Origin of the sequence: Rodentibacter genomosp. 1, assembly GCF_001999285.1 — a bacterium.
Lineage (GTDB): Bacteria > Pseudomonadota > Gammaproteobacteria > Enterobacterales > Pasteurellaceae > Rodentibacter.
This window is the reverse complement of sequence record NZ_MLHN01000001.1, coordinates 44,886-67,144: the sequence shown is the minus strand read 5'-3', so window position 1 is coordinate 67,144 and position 22,259 is coordinate 44,886. Positions and strand designations below refer to the sequence as shown.

Genomic DNA, 22,259 nt, shown 5'->3' with positions numbered 1-22,259 from the left:
AAAAATCTTTCTATTTTGACCGCACTTTGCATAATGAATGATGGGATTAAACGCTTCTTCTAAGATTTTGCTGCTTCTCGTTTTTTCAAATAACGGATTTTACGTTCTTCAGCAATCACCACAAAGGCCAATAACACCATACAGACTACCGCAGAAATATCTAAGGCGGCGAAAGTGCCTTCCCAACCGGTTAAACCAAAAATAGGTGTACCATCTGCAATCATTCCCAAGCCTAATTTCGCAAAACTATCACCGATTAAATAAGCAAAAGTTCCTTTTACACCATCTGCGACCGCAATCGCTTTTTTCGGCACAAAACCAACAGCGGCAACCCCAATTAATAATTGCGGGCCAAAGACTAAGAAACCAAGAATAAATAAGGTGACTAAATACATGGTCTCATTTGTTGCAAATTGATAGAACTCAAGAGAGAACACAATAAGGATTAATGCCACACACGCCAACAACGTACGGCGACCATTCGCTAAATCAGATAAATATCCCCACAAAAATGTCCCAACAAGCGCACCGACTTCAAAGAGAGCGAAACCGGAAATAGCGGCATCTTTTGAAAAACCTAATTCTTGGTAAGCATACACAGGAGACCATTGGTCAATACCGATACGCACAATGTAAAGAAAAATATTTGCAACGCAAAGTAACCAAATTACTTTGTTTTTCAAAACATATTGGATAAAAATCTGCTTTTTCGTGAGTTGATTTTCTTCTGCATCTTTATCTTCTTCAGAAATTTCCTCCCCAAATAATTCCTCCGCTTTGCCTAAACCATAAGCTTCAGGAGAATCACTTCCATAACGCAAACCAATAAAACCGATGATTAATGCAACAATTGAAGGGAACACAAACATTCCTAGCACATGGCCATCAAAAAATACATTTGCACCAAACAATGCCACCCCCGCTGCGGCTGCACCACCCACATTATGGGAAAGATTCCAAAAACCTAAAAACGTGCCACGTTTTTTACGTGGTGTCCATTTTGTAATGGTAGAATAACTTGAAGACCCGCCGGTACTTTGGAAGAAACCACTTAACGCATAGAATGCCACCATCAGGAAAATTGCAACGCTACCGCTGCCCATACTTGCACTGAATCCCAACATACAGAGGGCAGAAAGAATTAACATAAACGGAACAAATTGCTTGGTATTTTTCCCGTCTGCATAATAAGACACCACGGTTTTACCAATACCGTAAGTGATGGAGAATCCCAACCCTATCATCCCTAATTGGGTTTTGGTTAGCCCATAAGTATCGATCATATCATTTTGGGCAATATTGAAATTTTTACGCACCAAATACATGGCCATATAACCAAAAAATACAACCAAATAAGATTGCATAAAAGGTTTAAACCACATTTTGCGACGTTCCTCAACCGGTAAGTCAAGTGTCGGTTTTCTCACTTCGTTTAAAAAATTAAGCATAATATAGACTCCGAATAAAATAATTTTGCGCATATTAGATCGGAATCCATTATTTCCCTTGCAAATATCACGTAGAAACCCTAAGAATTTTTCCTAGATTACAGTGTTTTCTTATAAAAATGTGAGGTAGATCACAAATTGAAAGAAAAAAGTGCGGTCAATTTTCACCGCACTTTTTCTTTTATTCGGTATTATGTAGCAAATGCACAAAATAGAAATTTCAACGACATTGTAGGGATACACTGCGTGTATCCGTTATAAAAATCAAGTTATTTCAACAGGTTAAAATTTTGACGGTTTGAAATGATTTGGTTTTATAACGCCCCTATATTTCATTGAAATACTTTTTTGTTTATTGCTATGAACTTCCCATAGAAAATTTATTTTTTATGCGTTGTAATAAATATCCGTTGATTTTCAGGATTATAGAGATATTTCGCAACAGACTTTACTTCATCAAGGGTAATGCTTTCAACAAGCTGATTAATTTCCGTTAAATACTGAGGGGTATGAAAACGGTTTTCACTATAAATGAGTCGCTCTAACCATGCCTCAGGAGATTGCTGTTGGCTTTCTTCCGTTTGGTAAAAATAACGTTTTGCCGTATCAAATTCTTCTGCCCTGATGCTGGTAGGTAAATCAGCTAATACCCGTTTTGCCATTTCAATCAGTTTATCTGTCATCTCAGGATTGGAGGAAAAAGTTAATGTTGTTTGTATTCGGTTAGTCTCCGCTTGTAAGCGGCTTTTAAAGCGTTTGCTATAAATACCGAGTGTTTCATCCCGCATTTTTTGGCTTAATTTTTCCGAAGCAATGTTACCGGCAAATTCAATCATCAAGGCTTTTTTCGCTTCCCAGTTATCCGGCGTAAACCACGAGATATACACGTTATCCTTTGGCTCCGGATTCATCGCAAATTTTTCTTCTAAAGACCCCGACTGCACTTTTAAGGGCTCGGTTTCAATATTTTTTCCCCGTTCAATCCCAGCTAAATTCTGTTCCAGAAGTGACCGCACTTTTCTTTCTTCCATATTATTCAGAATAAAGTAGGTAACCGGTACACAAGAAAGAGCCTGCCATTGTTGCATCAGATCTGACTCTGTGAGCATTTCAATTTGTTTAATACTCGGTTGAGGATTGATAGGATGCCCGTAAACAAAGGTTTCCCATGCTAAATTACGTTTAAAGTCATCAGACTGAGACTGTAACTCAACACTGCGGATTTTTTCTCTTTTCGTTTTATCAAATTCTTCTTTTATTGTCGTTTCTTTCTGTTGTGCATAGTAGAAACGAAGTAAGTCGGCAAATTTATTGTTTTCAACGGTACTGAGAATATTAAGCTTGTCAAAACTTTGCCGAATAACAAGGGGAATATGATTATTTTCTTTCCACTCCAGCATTTGATTACGTGTCCAATTGAGTGGTGCATTATTGCCAATAAGTTGTATTGCCAATTTACCTTTCCAATCTTGAATAATCGGGGCATTGGAGCCGGCCTGATTTTGTGCAACAAAATAGCTTTTTGTTTTTGCAATCGGAGATTTTAACCAAACGACAATATCCCCATTAGAAAGCGTCCAACGCACAGTATTTTGTGTTGGAAAACGTTGCTCTTTCACAATACGACCTTGTTGTTTTAGTGGAGAAAATGTCATTTTCTCATTTGCACTTTCTGTAGGGCGACGAAAATCAGCTTGTCTAGCGATTTTCCTCCATTGTTGAATTTCCGTCAGTTTAATTGGCGACATTTCAACATTTAATGGCGGCATATATTGAAAAACTTGATCGGAGGCATTGAGCCAATCTTGAATACGCTGATTAATCTCCTCCAAACTGATTTTTTCTATTCCATTTTTAGTCATTTGTTCAATTTGAACTTGGTTATAGTAGGCTTTCTCATTCAGTAGGGTATTAATCATAGCTTGCACCCAATCTTCAAAGGTGAAATTTTGTTGGGTTACCTTGTCGTTTTCTAGCTGAAATAAAATTTTTTCTTTCTGTTTATCCAATTCTGCCTGTGTAATCGGATAACGTTTTAGTCGCTCGGCTTGCTCAATAATATAATTTGCCCCAACACGATGTGATTGTTTCTCAACATTAGCCGAAAGAACTAAAGCTGATGTTATTTTTCCTACTGGGATCTGGCGGGCAGAGAGAGAAGACAAGGTTGTCGGTATTTGATCTTTTTCGTTTCTAAAACGCTGATTTAAACTATTTACGGCTAATTGATTAATAAGACGTTGTTCAAACCCCATCTCTGTTTGAGCTTGGCTTGCACTGTCATCAAACCGCCATAAATAGCTCACTTGACTATTGCTATTTTGGGGATCACTAAGCCTATCAACTTTAATTTGTTCATCTAATGCAGGCTCATAATAATCGTTACCCCGAGTAGGAAGTACTTTTCGAGGCAAATCGGCAAAAAACGTTTTGATTAATTTTTCAGCCTCATTTGCTTTAATATCTCCAACAAGCAGTAACTGCATATTATTGGGTACATACCACGTTTTGTAATATCGTTGTAATTCAGTAACCGGCATCGTGTTGATACTCTTTTCCGTACCAATCACCGGGCGATTTTCATAACGTGAACCAACACGATAAGAACTTTGGCGTTGTTCAAAGAGACGTCGTTTTGAGCTGTCTCTTGTCCGCCACTCCTCTAAAATAATTTTACGTTCATCTTCCCAATCACTCGCCGTAATTTGAGCCTTAAAAAGCATTTGTTTCACCACATCCAATGTTTCCGTTAGGCTGAATGCTTTCGGTGGAATATAAATATAGGTCGTGTTTTCTTGGTTGGTAAAGGCATTGTAATTTTTTCCCCGTAACCAACCTTGCTGATGAAGGTAGGGCATCACGCCTTTTGAATGAGTTTCCGTGGCACGAAACGCCATATGTTCCACCATATGAGCAACGCCACTTTGTGCCGGCGTTTCATCAATCGCACCGGCATAAACCCGCATAATGACATCAACACGCTGTGGCTGGGTATGAATAGGTAAAATCGTGTAACGTAAACCGTTTTCTAATTGTCCCTGAACAGGAATAGGGGAAACGGCAACAACGTTTGCCGAAAATAAAAATAAGAAAAGATAAAATAGGTTACGCAAAATCAACTCCATAAACTGCAAATAAAAACCACGTTAGGACATCATCATCCTAACGTGTTCTCTTTTTTGATAAATAGATATATTGGTTACCAGTGGTAAGCAATGCCTAGCCAAAATTGACGGCCTAATTCATAACTCGTTGTGCTTTGGCTTTCCGTTCCACCTAAATATTCAGAACGAGGACTCGCGGTTGCAATCCGACTGTTGAAGACATTCAATACATCAAGGCTCACTTCCATTTTTTGTTCACGGATAGGTAATGCCCAAAGTAAATGCCAATCTAATGTAGCTTTTCCACTGTATTTTTTCAGACGGTAATCATAAACCGCCCCACTATAATCACCACAGGCTTGAGGCTGGCTTGAGTTCACACATTGAGCAACATCATAGCGGTTATAAGCTTTATAGCCCGTTTTATAATTAAGAGTATGTGTCCACTTTAAATTCCAAGCCGGAATATCGGTTTGAAGTTCAAGAAAGCCTTCCCAAGGTTGATTAAAGTTAAACGGTGGTAATTCATTTACCGTGGCATAACGTTTCCCTTCAAAAAGGTAGTATCGACCATTAAATGCAGCGGGATCGAAAACTAAGCTATCATCATAATTACCATGATAATTCACATGTCGATTTTGATAGCGTAAACCGGCACGATAGTTCATCAATATTTTACCCAATTGATAGGCTTTATTATTTTGGAAGCTAAGTGTAAAGGTGTTTGTTTGCCCTTTACCCTCATTTGACATTTCTTTAGGGGCGTTCTTTTTTAAATCCTGTTTCACTGGTGTAAATTGGCGCTCACTTTTACGATGAACCCAGTTAAATACCAAGGTGTGATCCGCTAGCCGGTAGTTAAAACCAAGGTTATATTCATCACTATAAGGTGTTTTTAAATCCCGACTGTTCGCCCAAGAAATAGAGTTGTTGATACAATCACCAAATTTCCATTCTCCCGAACCATTTTTATCCGCATAACGCTCTCCTTCCCGATTACAAGGAATATTTGAACGTAACGCATAAGCCAACATATTGTTAGCAAAATAACGGTTATAACCCCCTGTAATATTAAAACTGTCATCATTTAACACATTAATATTAAAGGCAAAACGAGGGGCAATATTGAGATTTTTTAAGAAGCTGTCATAGTTTACATTGACACCCGGTACAAATTTAAAACGTTGCCAATAAATTTCGTCAGAAAAATAGAGATTATAGTTATTCACATTGACTTTCGTATTAAAAGCCGGGTAATAGGTCATTCTATTTTGAAATTGTTCAGTTGGAATACAATCAAGGCAATTTTTTCCCGTATTTCTGAATAATGAATTAAAATTTGGCGCTAAAACAACCCGTCCATCTTTTCCGTTATAATTAAGAACTGATTGCATATAACGCACAGCATTTGGACGCTCAGACTGTGCGGAAGCAAAATCTATCTGCCAGCCCAAAGAGAGCTTATGTTCGCTCTTTCCCCAATTTAGAGGCTCTAATTCATAATCTTGTTTCAATGTTAATGTTTTAAGCTCTGAAGATAACTCACCGATTCCCCCTTCTCGCTTATAATCACATTTTCCCGATTTTTTATTTTTTAACGAACACCATTCTGTGCCGGCTGTACTCAGCAAAGTATTCCCTACCCAATTGTAATAATTTGTACCTGCATCATAAGCGATTCGATTGCGGTTATACTGATAAGCAAGAATACTCTTCACTATCCCCCAATCATCTGCATATTGTGATTCAATGTTAGCACGCCAACCACCACCATCACTTACATAGCGCCCATTTTTAACATTGTCGTTGTAATACACACTTTCATGAGGAGAATATAGTAATGTAGCCAATAATTTATGTTGATCACTTGTTTGATAGCTGCCTTTCACCAAAAAGGTTTCTGCTAAACGCCGCTCTTTTTCCCAACGATTTCGTCCCTGATGATATTCCGGCATTTTAGACTGTGTACGGTTATAGCTGAATAATATACCGGCTTTATCATTAATAGGCTGATTTAACGTGAAATCAAAAATATGTTTAGTAAATTTTGGTTGGACATTGCTTTCAGCGTAAGCATTATCAAATTCTAACCGCTCTTCATCACTAAGTTGAAACGATGTCCAACTATCACGAGTGGTACGGTAGCTGATTGAACCACTTGATTTTGAGACTTCAGGTTCTTTAATTTGTGCATCGACAACACCACCGGTAAAGCGAGAATATTTTGCCGGTACATTGCTATCATAAACAGCAACATTGCCTAATAAACGACTATTAATGTAGAAAGATTCCGGCGACCCGGGGGCAATATACATAGAAGTAGGTTGAGTAAAATCCTCAGCAGATCGATACCCTCCATTAGATGAACCAGGGTTAAGCATATCACTGTTTGATAAACCATCAATTAAATAGCTATTGTTATAATAGAGCTCACCATGAAAACTGACTAAATCAGGGGCAATTTCACCCGCCTGTGCTGAATTATTTGTTGTACCGCTAAACTGTACTGCCGGATTATTCTTAAGTAATTCTGAAATATTCCCATTTCTTGCCGGTTTACGGGCGATATCCTCCGATGAAAGTGTTACAGCGCCGGAAAACCCCGATGATGAGTTCGCAATCACAGAAATCGTCTCTAATTGATTTTCCGATTCCAAACTATCAGCATAGGCTATTGAAGTAATAAATAAAGAAGAAATGAATGTCGCAACCTGTGTTTTTTTCATCATAATAAGCTAAACCCTTTTTCAAATAAGAAAGATTATCATTAAGGATTTTAGAGTGTACTAAAAATAAAATGAAAAAAATGAGAGATAGATCACAAATTCAAACAAATGAGGGAGATATTTTCAATAAATCTCCCCCCAAAATTCAAAAAGAATTCATATTCGAACTATGGTTAAAGGTTAGTTAAGTACCAAGTCCCATCAGTATGAAGTCGTAAACATTGCTGGTGATGATGAAATAATGTAGAACGATGTCCCACACTAATAATGATACTTCCCGGCAGCGCTTTTCTCAGAAGAAGATACATCTGCTCTTCCAGATACTCATCGAGTGCTGACGTTGACTCATCTAAAAAAATCATCATAGGACGATAAAGTAATATTCGGGCAAAAGAAATACGTTGTTGCTCACCAAGCGATAAAATTCTTGTCCAATCATTTTCTTCCTCTAATTTTTCAACAAGATGTGCTAATTGAACCCTATCTAAAACGCTTGCAACATTACTGAGATCAACATCAGTAGGCACAGTATTTGGGTAATATAGTGCATCAATCAAACGACCTTGAGGTAAATACGTTTTTTGAGCAATAAATAAACTATTATGGAATGGGTAAGATATTTTTCCTTCTGCATATCGCCACAAACCGGCAACCGCTCTCAATAGGGTCGTCTTCCCTGAACCTGAAAGACCTTGAATTAATAATGTATCTCCTAAAGATAAATGAATGTTAAGTTCCCTAACTAAAACCTCCCCTTCAGGGGTTTTAACAGTAAGATCTTCAAAAATAACGTTATTTTTATCTTCTTCAATTTTAATATTGACAAAATGGCGGGCTTCCCCAGTGGCTTGATAAAAACCGCTCAAACGTTCCAACACCGCACGATAACCGGCAAAATCATCATAAATATTACGGAAAAAAGAGAGAGAGGACTGAACCCTTCTAAAAGCTTGAGCCGTTTGCATTAATTCACCTAATTGGATTTGCTTCTCAAAAAAGCGGGTCGCCTGAATTAAAAAGGGAAAAATTGTCGACACCTGTGTCACCGCAAGATTAAATCCATTAAATTTTAGGGTTCGATGTACAATTTTCCAAACATTATCAATCACTTTGTTAAATTGAGCGAGTAGCTGATTTTTTTCTACTTTTTCACCTTTAAAAAAGGCGATAGTTTCGGCATATTCTTTCATACGCATTAAAGAGTAACGATAATTAGCGTTCAATCTCTCATTATTAAAATTAAGCCTGATTAGAGGTTTACCAATTTTAAAAGCAAATACGGTGCTGGCTAATACATAAATAAAAACCAAAAACACCATAGCATGAGGCAACGTAAAATCCCCTATCTGCATAGGACCTGATAGCCCCCATAAAATAATCGTAAATGACACCATTGAAGTCACGGACTTGATTAATCCCAAGGATAAATTTAAGGAATTTGTAATATAAGCGGTAATATCCTGTTGAATACGTTGATCCGGATTATCGGTTTTTTCACTATCACAGAGCATTTTATAATAGGCTTGATTGACAAACCATTTATCTAAAATGGCTTCATTTGCCCATTTTCGCCAATGAATCGTGAAGGCTTTCTGTACATAATAAATTAACAAGGCATTGGCAATATACACGCTTGATAACACAGCAAAAATAATAATTTGCCCCCAAAATTCAGCGGCATCCAACTTTTGCAATGCGTTGTATAAGGCTTTATTCCATTCTGATAATAAAATATCAATTCGAACTGTCACCAAGCTAAAAAATAGCACAGTGAAAAAATAAGCCAAAGGTTTAATTCTGCGTTTAATTGAAAAATAATCAGCACTTAAAAGCCAAAACTCTCTTCCCCACTTAGTCATCCTGCTCAAAAGGAATACAACCAGGGGAGAAATCGTCAAAATAATCCCCATGACACTGATTATCCAATAAAAAGAATTCAACAATTCTTGCGTCCAATTCATTTCGCGTCCTTAGTGGATAAGTAAAAACCATTTATGGTTTCGCAGTATAACATTAAACTCTAGTTGATAATCAATCGTAATAAGAAATGATTTGATATTATTTCACTTCAAAAGTGATAATGTTATGTGGCAAGTACAAAACAGAAATTTCAACGAACGTAGGGAGATACTGCGTGTGTCCCTTATAAGAAACAAATCATTTCAATATATTAAAATTTTGGCACTTGCAATATATCCCTACAAGCGAGCCCCAAAATAGCGTTGTGCAACAGATACATAATATCGAAAACATAAAAAATGCGGTCAAAATTGACCGCACTTTTATTTAACCCCCCACTTTGTTACATCACCACAACATCAAACTGCTCTTGGTTATAAAAGGGTTCGGTTTTTACTTGGACACGTTTGCCAATAAACATTTCCACTTCAGGTAAAAGCCCATGAGATTCTTCGTTAATTAAATATTCCGCCACTGCAGGGGAAGCATATACAACAAATTGCTCGCTACTAAATAAATGATACACGCGAATTACCTCACGCATAATTTCATAGCATACCGTTTCCACCGTTTTCACATGACCACGACCACGGCATACCGGACATTCATCACAAAGAATATGTTCAAGGCTTTCACGGGTTCGCTTACGTGTCATTTCAACTAAACCAAGTTGAGTGAAACCATTAACATTTGTTTTAACACGATCTTTGGAAAGAGCCTCTTGTAAAGATTCCAATACTCGATTACGGTGATCCTCCAAGTGCATATCAATAAAATCAATGATGATAATTCCACCAAGATTGCGTAACTGAAGTTGTTGGGCAATAGCTTTTGTTGCTTCAATATTGATGTTAAAAATCGTTTCTGCTAAATCACGATGCCCGACAAATGCGCCGGTGTTAATGTCAATAGTCGTCATCGCTTCTGTTTGTTCGATAATCAAATAACCACCGGATTTTAAATTCACCCGTCGATCTAAGGCCTGTTGAATGCTATTTTCTACACCATACACATCAAAGAGTGGCTGATTTCCGGAGTAAAGTACTAACTTATCGCTTAATTCCGGCATAAATTCATCGGTAAATTCTTTCACTTCGTTGAAACAAAGCTTTGAATCAATACGGATTCTTTCCAATCTCGTCCCAATAAAATCACGTAAAATTCGCTGTGGGAGTGCCGGTTCACCATAAATCTTTGATCGGGTAGGATATTTACTTTTACGTTCTAATACCTTTCGCCATAAACGTTTAAGAAATTCAGCATCTTGGCGAAGCTCTTCCTCAGTTGCCCCCTCTGTTGCCGTGCGAATAATAAATCCCCCTAATTCATCACAGAAAGGTTCTACCAATGCCTTCAAACGGGTACGTTCTTCTTCACTTTCAATACGTTGTGACACCCCTACATGGCTATTTTCCGGCATAAATACAAGATAGCGGGAAGGTAATGTAATATCAGTGGTTAAACGTGCACCTTTTGTACCTAGGGGATCTTTTACAACTTGTACAACAATATCCTGTCCCTCTCGAACCAGCTCAGAAATACTTTTTACTTTAAATTGCTTCTGCTCATTTTCATCAACACATTCTGTGTGAGACACAATATCGGAAGCGTGTAAAAATGCCGCTTTTTCCAAGCCTATATCCACAAAAGCGGACTGCATTCCGGGTAATACACGCATTACCCGCCCTTTATAAATATTTCCCACAATGCCACGTTTGGCTTGGCGTTCTACATGAACTTCTTTCAATCCGCCCATTTCCATCAATGCAATACGGGTTTCATTGGGCGTAACGTTCATCAATAATTCTACGGCATCCATTCTATCGTCTCTGAATCTTATTTTAAGAACTCGCATAATAGGGTAAAATGCGCCCTTTCTCAAATCTTCAATATACTTTAAGGCTATTTTAATAGTTTTAAAGTAAAACAAATTATTCTCTATAACGCCAATTAAGCAGAAAAGCTTATAAGGAAACCCAATGATCGATTTTCGCCCTTTTTATCAACAAATCGCCACAAGCCCTCTCTCTGATTGGCTTGAAACCCTCCCTCTCCAAATAAAAGAGTGGGAAAAACAAACTCATGGTGATTACGAGAAATGGTCAAAAATCATCGACTTTTTACCTGACTTAACGGCAGATACCATTGATTTAAAAAATGCGGTGAAATCTGACCGCACTTCTCCCCTTTCGGAAGGCGAAAAACAGCGCATTATTCATCATTTAAAACAGCTTATGCCATGGCGAAAAGGGCCTTATCATCTATTTGGTATTTATATAGATTGCGAATGGCGTTCTGATTTTAAATGGGATCGTGTGCTTCCTCATCTCGCCCCCCTAAAAGATCGCACTATTTTAGATGTAGGCTGCGGTAGCGGTTATCATATGTGGCGAATGCTGGGTGAAGGAGCAAAAATGGTGGTGGGGATTGATCCTACAGAACTTTTCCTTTGCCAATTTGAAGCGGTTCGTAAACTCCTCAATAATGATCGCCGTGTAAACCTCATTCCTCTTGGGATAGAGCAAATGCAACCACTCGCTGCCTTTGATACTGTGTTTTCAATGGGCGTGTTATACCACCGAAAATCCCCCCTCGATCATCTTATTCAACTTAAGAATCAATTGAAGAAAGGTGGAGAACTCGTACTAGAAACCCTTGTGGTAGATGGCGATGCCAATACTGTTCTCCTGCCAGCAGATCGCTATGCCAAAATGAAAAATGTCTATTTTATTCCCTCGGTTGCCACATTAATTAACTGGTTAGAAAAAGTAGGTTTCACTCACGCTCGCTGTGTCGATGTCGCCCCAACCACATTGGAAGAACAGCGTAAAACCGATTGGTTGGAAAACGAAAGCCTGATTGATTTTTTAGATCCGAATGATCAGAGTAAAACCATTGAAGGTTACCAAGCCCCAACAAGAGCCGTAATTTTAGCGAATAAATAACTGGCTAATTAAAAATAAAGTGCGGTCAATAAAACAGAAATTTAATTGACCGCACTTTTTACTTTTGTGACTCATTATAATACTGATAAGCCTTATCCATATCCTCAAAGTGATGCATTACCCCATTTTCCAATACAACCGCATTATTACAATAGGATTTGATTGCTGAAGGGCTGTGTGAAACAAGAATAATGGAGCGATCTTTACGTTTCTCAAACAATTCATACTTGCATTTTTCAGCAAAACGAGAGTCTCCAACTGCGATCACTTCATCAATCAAATAGCAATCAAATTCAACCGATAGAGATAATGCAAAGGCTAAGCGAGCTTTCATTCCCGAAGAGTATTTTTTCACCGGTTCATATAAATAATCGCCCAATTCTGAGAATTCTTCGGTGAATCTTTTTACATAATCAGGATCTACATCATACAAACGGCAGATAAAACGTAAATTATCCATTCCAGTTAGACTGCCTTGAAATGCACCACTAAAAGCCAAAGGCCAAGAAATCGACATTTCTCGTTCAATTATACCCATTGTTGGAGGTTCTACACCGCTCATTAAACGAATAAGAGTTGATTTTCCTGCACCATTTCGCCCTAAAATCCCGACTTTTTCACCTTTTTGCAGCTCAAGATTAATATCTTTTAGTACGGTTTTCCACCCACTATTGGTGTGATATTTTTTGCTAACGTTCTTGATTCGAATCATTGTGGTTCTACTCCTTTGCTAAAGTTTCTCACCATCACCAAACCAATCAACAATAAGATTAAATCGCTGACAATCAAAAATCCCACACTTTCATAAGTCACCACCGTTTCGCCAAAATAGCCGTGTCGGAACATCTCAGTACCGTGAATCATTGGCAACCAAAGAGCCATATTCTGCGCCTGGGTCGGTAGGTTATGAACAAAGAAAAATGCACCGGAAAGCGGTAACAATACAAAGCTTAGCGTCCCCCAAATTTTTCCAAAGAAGTCCACTTGTTGAGCAATAGCGCAGATGATTAACCCTAATCCGAGAGCAAAAACCGCTATCAAAAACCATGCAATCAACATATACAATACATCCTGTGGGACAGGAATCCAACCAATTGCCACTAATATTGCCATAAACAAGATTTGAGCAATGGAAGCTCCTGCCACTTCCAGTAATACACGAGTAAAAATGGTATCTAACACTCGCACATTACGGTGATAAAGTAAGCTTAAATTTGCCGAAATTGAGCCTATAGCTCGGTTTGAAGCATTTCTCCACATCATCGCCATAGGATAACCAGTCATCACAAACGCAATGATATTCAATGTGGAAACTTTATCCGCACGCAAGAATTTCCACATCATCACAATAAAAAATGTGAGCAACAGAGGCTCAACAAATAGCCATAAAAAGCCAAGATTCTTTCTCCCATAGCGTGTAATAATTTCACGCATTAGCAAGGCATTGATCACTCGTCCTTGAATGGCTAATGACTGTCTAAAGGAGGTTTGTTCGCCATATCCCATTAGTTTTTATGCTCTCTGATGCTAGCAATCAATAACCCCAACACGCCATACAAAATAAAGCCAATAATGAAAGTAGCGATAATATTGTAAATGCGGTTTGGTTCTAATGCCCAGTCCGGTTTGCTCGGTTGGCTAATCACTTCTAAATAAAGCTGTTGGCGGTCTGCTTCACCGCGAGTGTTTTGCAGGGAAGTCATTGCCGCCGTCAATTGTTGTTGCGCTAACTCATTAGCAAGCACTAAACGTTGATAATCTGCCGTTTGCGTAGCAGCAGAATTACCGTTACCTGAAAGCTGGCGGGATTGTTCATCAATCTCTTTTTTCAAACTTTTTTGACGCATTTGCAAGGCCGGTACTTGTGGATTATCCGGTGTGATAGAAATTAGCTGTGCAAGCTGAGTTTCCACACGAATCAACTCGCTCTTAAGGCTTGAAATCAAAGTCAACTGTACGCCTGATTGAGCCGGCAAATCGAAAATTTTATTCTTTATCCGATACTGGCTTAATGCTTTGGCTGTTTCATTGACATTTTTTTCAGCCTCCATCACCGCTTGTTCGGCAAACTCAACGGTATCTTTTCTAGCACGTTCATTTAAACGGTTAATTAATGACTCTCCCTCTTTCAACAAACGCTCGTTTATCCGGAAGCCTTCATCAGCATCAAAAGCTCGCACACGTAAGGTTGCAATGCCAGAAATAGAATCCACATCAACGCCTAATCTCTCTTTAAAGTAACGATAGAACGCTTCTTGCGTACCATTTAATCCAAAACCATTGAAACGGCTCAAAATATCACCCTTTTCCGAATAAAATTCACGAATTGGTAAGGCTTGTTCAAGGCGTTCTAATGCCGTTCGGGAACGCATATACTCCTGCACAGAATAGGTATCATCTTGAGAACGGGAAAAACCCGATCCTTGCAACAATGCCCCCACCCCCGAAAGCGAAGATTGATTGTGTGGAGAACGCACGACAAAGCTTGACTCTGAAACATAAATATCTGAGGCAAATAAACCAAAATAGACCGCTGAAAGTGCGGTCGGAATTAAGACTGTAATCCAAAATAACGGATTTAACTTTTTCCACAAGGATTTTTTCTTTTTCGGTTTTACCGAAGTATCGGTCGTCATATCTTTTACTCTTATAAATTATTGATCGAATTAGCCGTACTGGTTGCAGGCAAGGTAATCGAAAAAATCATTCTCAAGAATTTCTGAAACTCTGCAAGTGGGGCATTTGAAACATAAACAATATCCTTATCTTGGACTGGAAAGCGCTGTAACAAAAACATCGCTTGCGGTTCTAACAAATTCACCCGGTACACAGTTGGAATATCCATTCCAGTGCTGTAGCCTTTCGCAGCCCATTCTTGCTGAACCTGATAATCTAACTGAGTAAATGGCGTATAACGGAAGACAAACACACCACGGGGATCAGAACGGGTATCAATTAACCCCCCCATTTTACCAATTGCTTCAGCAAGAGTAATTCCGCTACTTGAAAAACGCACTTGTTGATTATTACCCAATGCCCCCAACCCCGTGAATTTATAGGGTGTATTTAAAAGTGAGACAACGTCGCCTGAACGCAACATAATATTCTGAGCGGGATCAGCAATTAAGGTTTCAAATGCTAAAGTTTTCACCTGATTACCACGAGTTAACTGAACCGTTACATCTTCAATATTTTCTGTAGTACCTCCGACCGCTGCAACCGCATCTAACACACGCTCACTATTTGCCGTGAGTGGCATACGTACGGTGCTACCTTGACGAATCACTGTCACATCGCTCGAAAAATTATTTGCCACTTTCACCACAGCTTGTGGCTGATTCGCCTTACGGCTTAGCGCAGCAACAATCTGAGATTGAATAATTTCTGGTGTTTTACCCGCTACACGAATATTCCCCACAAAAGGTACGGTTACCGTCCCATTTGAGTTCACCATCTGTGAAGGCAATTGCGTAACATGCCCACTGCCCTGCCCCTCACTACTAAATGTTGTACCAAACAACACTGCAGGCGGAGCTTCCCAAATAGAAATCTCTAGCACATCACCCACATTCACTGCACCAGCATAGCCCGAGTCAACACCCAAACCGGAAAAGCCTGAAAATTTCTGGTTTTGTTGGGCAAGATACATTCCCTGCACCAAGGTATCGTTCAGCTCAACCACATTTACTTGACCTGCGAACTTCGAAGTTTCACGATTTTGATTTGCTTTCAATACGGCAGAATGACTAGGGCCAGAGGTTGGCAACGTAGAACAAGCCGAAAAACCCAGAGTCAAAATTAAACTCATCGCAACCTGTTTTAATTGGTAATTTTTCATCAACAGTTCTCAATTAGTTAAGACGAATGGATAAAAGTATAACACTTAAATAGTAAATCAGAAAAATAATATTAAAGATGTCCATAAGTTTGGACAAAAAATATCATTGAATCCCCTGTTTTCTTGACTCAACTATTTGCTTGAATTTTATAAAGATTCTTGATTTTTTATGAATAATTTGGCAATGGCAATGGCAATGGCAATGGCAATGTAGCCTATCAAGGGGATTATTGTAAATAAAGTAAATTATTGAGAATTTACTTGAATAAATTACATTTTATAAATATAATTTCAGTATGTTTTACCATTATTTCAGCGAATTTTTCATTGCAGTACAAAATACAGGACTCTAATTTTAAGTTGTGTAAAATATTCTACTTATTGTAAAAGAATACTAAATACTTTCTAGTCGCATGAGTAAACTAAAGAAACTAATTTTTAAACCTCACATTTTCTTTCGTGATGCGTTGAATAAGAGATACCCAGAAATCAACAATGAACAGGGAATTAGAGAAAATGATGAAAGAGCGATTATTTCTCATCAAGATAGCTTGGAAATATTAGAAAGTTTATTACTCAATGCAAAAGATCCTATTGACGTGGTATTCACTTGGGTAAACAACAAAGAGCAAATATGGAAAGAGAAAAAACAGCACTATGCACAGCTCACTCAAGATACCGCCCTATATGCAAAAGATGATGCACGATTTGAAGAGCATAATGAGCTCTTTTTTGCCGTAAAAAGTGTGCAGAAATTTCTGCCTTGGGTTCGATATATCTTCATCGTTACTGATAACCAAACACCGGAATGGTTGGATGAAGAAAACCAACAGATTAAAATTATTGATCATAAAATATTGATTGATAAACAATATCTGCCAACCTTTAACTCTCATGTAATTGAAGCACATTTGCACAAAATACCTCATTTAAGTGAAAATTTTATCTATTTTAATGACGATGTTTTTGTCGCCAAACCATTACAAAGATCACATTTTTTCAAACCCAATGGATTGGCTTCTCTTTTCTTATCAGTTAAAAATTTAGACAAAATGTATGAAAAAGGAACGGAAACTCCAACACTGCTTGCGTCTATGAATTCTAGAAAGCTATTGAGAAAGCTGTATGGGCAAGAATTAAATGCACAAACTCCATTGATTCACTCTTATATACCATTAAAGAAAAGTTTTTTTGAAAAAGTATGGCAAACATTTCCTAATGAAATATCAGGTTTCTTATCAAACCGATTTAGAGGTAAAAACGATCTTAACCTCGCAACATTTTTTATCCCTTACGCAATGTATTTTGAAGGGGAAAGCGTAATCACTCCTGAGGTTTGTTATTATTTCAATATACGATCTGTCAATGCTGCTTCTCAATATAAAAAATTATTACGTAAAAAAAATACAGTAAATCAACCACATTCTTTTTGTGCAAACGATTTCCATAGTAACGTAAATATTCCTAATTATAAAGAATTACTTATTACAACATTAGAAAAATATTATAATGGAGATAAACAATGAATAATATAAAACGAAAATTAAGAAAATTAAAAAGAGATCCTAAATTATTTTTTAAGGATATGATAGATAAAAAAAAGAGTAAACTTAATAATCTCATTTATAGAAGAAACTACACCCCAAGAAATAAGTTCACCATTATCTCTGCTGTATATAATGTAGAAAAATATTTAGACGACTATTTCAAAAGTATCGTAAAACAATCAGTAAATTTTGTTGAGTTTATACAAATTGTTCTTGTTGATGATGGTTCTACAGATAACTCAAAGTCTATTATAGAAAAATGGCAAAAGAGATATCCTAAAAATATACATTATTACTATAAAGAGAATGGTGGGCAAGCATCTGCTAGAAACCATGGAATCCCGTATGCAAAAACAAAATGGATAACATTTATTGATCCAGACGACTTTATTTCTAGAAAATACTTTCAAAAAGTAGATAAGTTTATTTCAGATAATGAAAATGTTTCGTTAGTAAGTTGTCCATTCATTTTTTATTTTGAAGATAAAAAAATCTATAAAAACTCTCATCCGTTAAAATTTAGATTTGATGAAGGAGAACACAAATGTAAAATTAAAGAATTAGATCGTCACTTTCAAATGAGTGTAAATAATGCTTTCTTTAGAACTAATTTAATCAAACGATTCAACATTACATTTAGCGATATTAAACCAAATTTTGAAGATGCAAAATTTGTTGGTGATTATCTAACTCATGCAAGTCAAGAAAATACTATTGGATTCATTCAAGATGCTAATTATTTTTATAGAAAACGTTCTGACGGAACATCCACATTAGATGGTGCCTGGCAGAAAAATACTCTTTATACTAAAGTATTACATGAAGGATGCTTAAAACTATTTGAGAATTGCCAATCAAATCTAGGATTTGTTCCTGTTTACATTCAAAGAACTGTTTTATATCACCTATCTTGGTATTTCAAATATCTTGTGAATAATGAATCCGCATTAAATATCCTATCTAAAGAAGAAAAAACAGAATTTATATCTCTTCTATATAAGATCTTTAAGTTTATTGATGTAAAAACCATTATGGATTTTGAGCTAGTGGGGACATGGTTTTTTCAACGGGTTTTATATATCTGTCATTTTAAGAAGATGAAAATACCTTTTCATATAGTCTATATAGACAGTATAGATAGAGAAAAAGAACAATTCAACTTGTATTCTTTCTCAAATGAAGATACTCCAAATGAAGAGATTTCTTGGAATGGTTCACTAATTAAACCGCAATATGAAAAATCAAGGATATATACTTTGGCTGGTGAAACCATATTATATGAGCATAGGTTTTGGATCTCATATAAAGACAGAAAACCCAAAGATATGTTTAGACTTAAAATTGATGGTAAAGATGCTAGAATATCCTTGACAGGGAAACAACATCTAAATGGTTTACCACTTAGAGTAATTTTTAGAGATTTAGAGCCTCAGATCTATACTCAAACAGATCACAGTTGGATTATTATGGATAGGGATACCCAAGCTGATGATAATGGTGAACACTTTTATCGTTACATGCAAAAAAATCACCCTGAAAAAAGGATTTATTTTGCTTTAAATAAAGATTCTCATGATTGGAAAAGACTAGAAAAAGATAATTTTAACTTAATAAATTTTAAAAGTGAGCAATACAGATCACAATTAAAATTATCTAGCCATTTAATTAGTAGTCATCTTGATGAATATATTATTAATCCATTTAAAGATAATTTTGAATTTACTAAAAAATTTATATTTCTACAACATGGTATAACACATAATGATCTATCATCATGGATAAACTCAAAGAGAAATCTTAGTTTAATTATTTCAGCAACTCCATATGAACATGAAGCTTTTATAGCAAACAATACAAAATATAAATTAACCCAAAAAGAAGTTTCTCTGGTTGGTTTTCCAAGGCATGATGCTCTAGTTAAAGGAAATAATACAAAATCAAAATCTATTCTTATCATGCCAACTTGGAGAAAAAGTATCTTAGGAAATACAACAAATGGAAATAAACGAGAATTAAATAATTCATTTATGGAAACAGAATATGCCAAACATTGGCGTAGTTTCCTTTGCAGTAATGAATTAAGAAGTTTGTCAAAAAAGTATGGTTATCAAGTTATATTTGCACCTCATGCGAATATAGAACCTTATTTAACCAAACTTAACCTTCCAGATTATATAAAATTATGGCGAGCAAAAGATGGTAGCATCCAAACACTATTTCAAAATTCCACATTTATGATTACAGATTATTCATCTGTTGCATTCGAAATGGGCGTTTTGGGTAAAACTGTCTTGTATTATCAATTTGACCAAGAAGATTTCTTCACAAATGCTCATGTATTTCAAAGAGGATATTTCAGTTATGAAAAACATGGCTTTGGTCCAGTTGTTTACCAAGAAAAAGATCTTGTCCTTTCACTTAAAAGAATTTTGAAAAATAAAGGTAAACCATTCTATCCCTATAATAAACGAATAAAAAGAACATTCCCTTTCATAGATGGGGAATGCTGTGCTAGAACATATGAAGCAATAAAAAAATTAGAGGAATAAAATTCTATATTAGTCATGCTAACCGCTCTTATTTTCTCCTTCGGAATAAAAAAAATTCCACACTTGGTCTCATTCCTACCGAATGAAACTCTTACTTTTTATCGCCCTTGGTTAAACCTAAAAGGAGATAAAGTGCTAGGGTGGGGACTACGTCCCTCCACGAAAAAAGCAAGAACTTATGCCAAACAACATAATCTTCCTTTTGTCGCATTAGAAGATGGCTTTCTTCGTTCTATTGGCTTGGGTGTAAATGGATATCCACCGATGTCAATAGTGGTTGATTCACTCGGGATTTATTACGATACCAGTACGCCTTCAGAGCTTGAGCAATTGGTATTGGCACAGCCTGATGAAGCGCCACCGGAAGCACAGCAGGCACTAGATTTGATCTTGAAAGTTCGTTTGTCAAAGTATAATCACGCAGTCGATTTTTCAGGTAGTTTTACAAAACCTGCCGTATTGGTGGTAGATCAAACCTTTGGTGATATGGCGGTGAAATATGGTCAGGCTGATGAGTCGCATTTTCATTCGATGTTGCAAGCTGCAATTGCGGAAAATCCGCACGCCATCATTGTAGTGAAAACGCATCCAGATGTACTTTCCGGTAAGAAAAAAGGCTATCTCACTTTGCAGGAAGATTTGCCCGAAAACGTGCAAATTTTGACAGAAGATGTAAATCCGCTCTCGCTAATTGCTGTGGTGGAAAAAGTTTATTGCGTAACGTCACAAATGGGTTTTGAGGCATTGTTAGCCAAGAAGAAAGTCATCACTTTTGGTGTTCCTTGGTTTGCCGGTTGGGGCATAACGGAAGATCGCCATCCACAAGCTCAAGCCCTTGCTCAAAGTGAACGACGAAAAGTGCGGTCAGTTTTACAACTATTTTATGCCGCATACTTTCAATATAGCCGTTATATAAACCCAAACACGGGGCAAACAGGGACGATTTTTGATGTAATTGATTATCTCACAAAAATGAAGTCATTAAATAATCGTCTGCGAGGCAATCTCTATTGTGTGGGAATGTCTCTTTGGAAACGTGCGGTAATTCGCCCGTTTTTCCATTTACCGAGTTGTAAGCTTCATTTTGTTTCTAAGGTAACGAAACTCAACCATAAAAAATGGAAAAAATCTGATCGTTTACTGCTTTGGGGTGTGGGAAAAGAAACCGTATTAGAATACGCAAACCGCAACGGTATTTCTGTTCTAAGGATAGAAGATGGCTTTATTCGTTCTGTGGGATTAGGTTCTAATTTGGTCGCACCGCTTTCCTTAGTATGTGATGATTTAGGTATTTATTTCAACGCACAAAAGCCTTCTCGCCTAGAGCAGATTTTGCAAACACAAGTATTTAGTGAAGCAGATTTACAACAAGCTTCTGAATTGCAGAAAGAACTGATTGTTCAACATATTAACAAATATAATGTGGGCGAGCACAAGTTTTCCTTGCCACAAACCTCAAAAACTAAAATTTTAGTCGTTGGGCAAGTGGAAGATGATGCCTCTATTCGAACCGGTTCACCGAAAATCTTTACGAATCTTGGCTTATTGCAGGCTGTAAGAAAGGCCAACCCACAAGCATATATCGTCTATAAACCCCACCCTGATGTCATCAGCGGTAATCGAGTGGGGGAAATTCCTCTTGAACAAGCAGTCAAATTTGCAGATCAATTTGCCGATAATGAGAATGTGCTAGACTGTATTCAAGCAGTGGATGAGTTACATACCATGACATCACTCGCAGGATTTGAGGCATTATTACGCGGTAAAAAAGTCTATTGCTATGGTCTACCATTTTATGCTGGCTGGGGACTAACCATAGATAAGCTACCAATTACACGCCGTACCAGAAAATTAACTTTATTGGAACTCATTGCAGGTTCGTTGGTCTATTACCCACAATATATCAACCCATATACAGGTGAAATGACAAATGCATTATCAGCTATTTATTTACTCAAACAGCAAAGAGAAAACCTAGAACACAGCGGCATTCATCGTAACTGGTTTTCCAAACAATGGGGGAAATTGAGGCATTTGCTTATAACCCTGAAAAATGAGTTTATACTAAAAAATGAAATATAATTAATTTCAAATAAAACTCGTATCTATAATCATTTTTAAATAAAACAATAAGTTATAATCT

At 37.0% G+C, this 22,259-nt stretch carries 13 protein-coding genes; 4 read left to right on the top strand and 9 right to left on the bottom strand.

The window, feature by feature from the left end:
* Positions 1–59 precede the first annotated feature (59 nt).
* The 5 genes from uhpT to rng all read right to left on the bottom strand — a co-directional run bounded on the left by uhpT (position 60) and on the right by rng (position 11,056).
* Positions 60–1,448 carry a hexose-6-phosphate:phosphate antiporter gene (gene uhpT, locus BKK54_RS00300; protein ID WP_077540523.1) on the bottom strand — a complete coding sequence of 463 codons (1,389 nt, stop codon included), beginning with the start codon at positions 1,446–1,448 and terminating at the stop codon, positions 60–62.
* Between the two features lie 380 nt (positions 1,449–1,828).
* On the bottom strand, positions 1,829–4,561 hold the full coding sequence (locus BKK54_RS00295; protein ID WP_158074603.1) for a M16 family metallopeptidase: 2,733 nt from the start codon (positions 4,559–4,561) through the stop codon (positions 1,829–1,831).
* Positions 4,562–4,647: 86 nt separating this feature from the next.
* Positions 4,648–7,281 (bottom strand): Plug domain-containing protein, encoded by a 2,634-nt coding sequence (locus BKK54_RS00290; RefSeq protein WP_077540403.1) that lies wholly within the window; start codon positions 7,279–7,281, stop codon positions 4,648–4,650.
* A 170-nt stretch (positions 7,282–7,451) separates the two neighbouring features.
* Positions 7,452–9,239 carry an ABC transporter ATP-binding protein/permease gene (locus tag BKK54_RS00285; protein WP_077540401.1) on the bottom strand — a complete coding sequence of 596 codons (1,788 nt, stop codon included), beginning with the start codon at positions 9,237–9,239 and terminating at the stop codon, positions 7,452–7,454.
* Positions 9,240–9,580: 341 nt separating this feature from the next.
* The gene (rng, locus tag BKK54_RS00280; protein WP_077494329.1) at positions 9,581–11,056 is read right to left on the bottom strand and encodes a ribonuclease G; all 1,476 of its coding nucleotides are present in this window, start codon (positions 11,054–11,056) and stop codon (positions 9,581–9,583) included.
* 160 nt (positions 11,057–11,216) lie between these two features.
* Here rng and cmoB point away from each other — a divergent pair, with 160 nt between their 5' ends.
* Entirely contained in the window at positions 11,217–12,182 is a 966-nt protein-coding gene (gene cmoB, locus BKK54_RS00275) for a tRNA 5-methoxyuridine(34)/uridine 5-oxyacetic acid(34) synthase CmoB (protein WP_077540399.1), read from the top strand.
* A gap of 58 nt (positions 12,183–12,240) precedes the next feature.
* Here cmoB and BKK54_RS00270 read toward each other — a convergent pair whose 3' ends face one another.
* Genes BKK54_RS00270 through BKK54_RS00255 form a run of 4 tightly spaced genes read right to left on the bottom strand, consistent with a single transcriptional unit; the run spans position 12,241 to position 16,020 of the window.
* Entirely contained in the window at positions 12,241–12,894 is a 654-nt protein-coding gene (locus BKK54_RS00270) for an ABC transporter ATP-binding protein (protein ID WP_077540397.1), read from the bottom strand.
* Complete coding sequence (locus tag BKK54_RS00265; RefSeq protein ID WP_077540395.1) at positions 12,891–13,688, bottom strand: ABC transporter permease; 798 nt, start codon at positions 13,686–13,688, stop codon at positions 12,891–12,893. Before BKK54_RS00265 ends, BKK54_RS00270 begins: the two co-directional genes overlap by 4 nt.
* On the bottom strand, positions 13,688–14,818 hold the full coding sequence (locus BKK54_RS00260) for a capsule biosynthesis protein (RefSeq protein WP_077540393.1): 1,131 nt from the start codon (positions 14,816–14,818) through the stop codon (positions 13,688–13,690). Before BKK54_RS00260 ends, BKK54_RS00265 begins: the two co-directional genes overlap by 1 nt.
* Before the next feature lie 11 nt (positions 14,819–14,829).
* Entirely contained in the window at positions 14,830–16,020 is a 1,191-nt protein-coding gene (locus BKK54_RS00255; protein ID WP_077540391.1) for a polysaccharide biosynthesis/export family protein, read from the bottom strand.
* 413 nt (positions 16,021–16,433) lie between these two features.
* On the opposite strand from BKK54_RS00255, the gene BKK54_RS00250 reads away from it, so the two are divergent.
* Genes BKK54_RS00250 through BKK54_RS00240 form a run of 3 tightly spaced genes read left to right on the top strand, consistent with a single transcriptional unit; the run spans position 16,434 to position 22,198 of the window.
* A complete protein-coding gene (locus tag BKK54_RS00250; RefSeq protein ID WP_077540390.1) occupies positions 16,434–17,546 on the top strand; it encodes a stealth conserved region 3 domain-containing protein in 1,113 nt (370 codons plus the stop codon).
* Positions 17,543–20,116, top strand: coding sequence for a CDP-glycerol glycerophosphotransferase family protein (locus BKK54_RS00245; protein WP_077540389.1), 2,574 nt, complete (start codon positions 17,543–17,545; stop codon positions 20,114–20,116). Before BKK54_RS00250 ends, BKK54_RS00245 begins: the two co-directional genes overlap by 4 nt.
* Positions 20,117–20,131: 15 nt before the next feature.
* Positions 20,132–22,198 carry a capsular polysaccharide biosynthesis protein gene (locus BKK54_RS00240; protein WP_077540388.1) on the top strand — a complete coding sequence of 689 codons (2,067 nt, stop codon included), beginning with the start codon at positions 20,132–20,134 and terminating at the stop codon, positions 22,196–22,198.
* Positions 22,199–22,259: the final 61 nt, after the last annotated feature.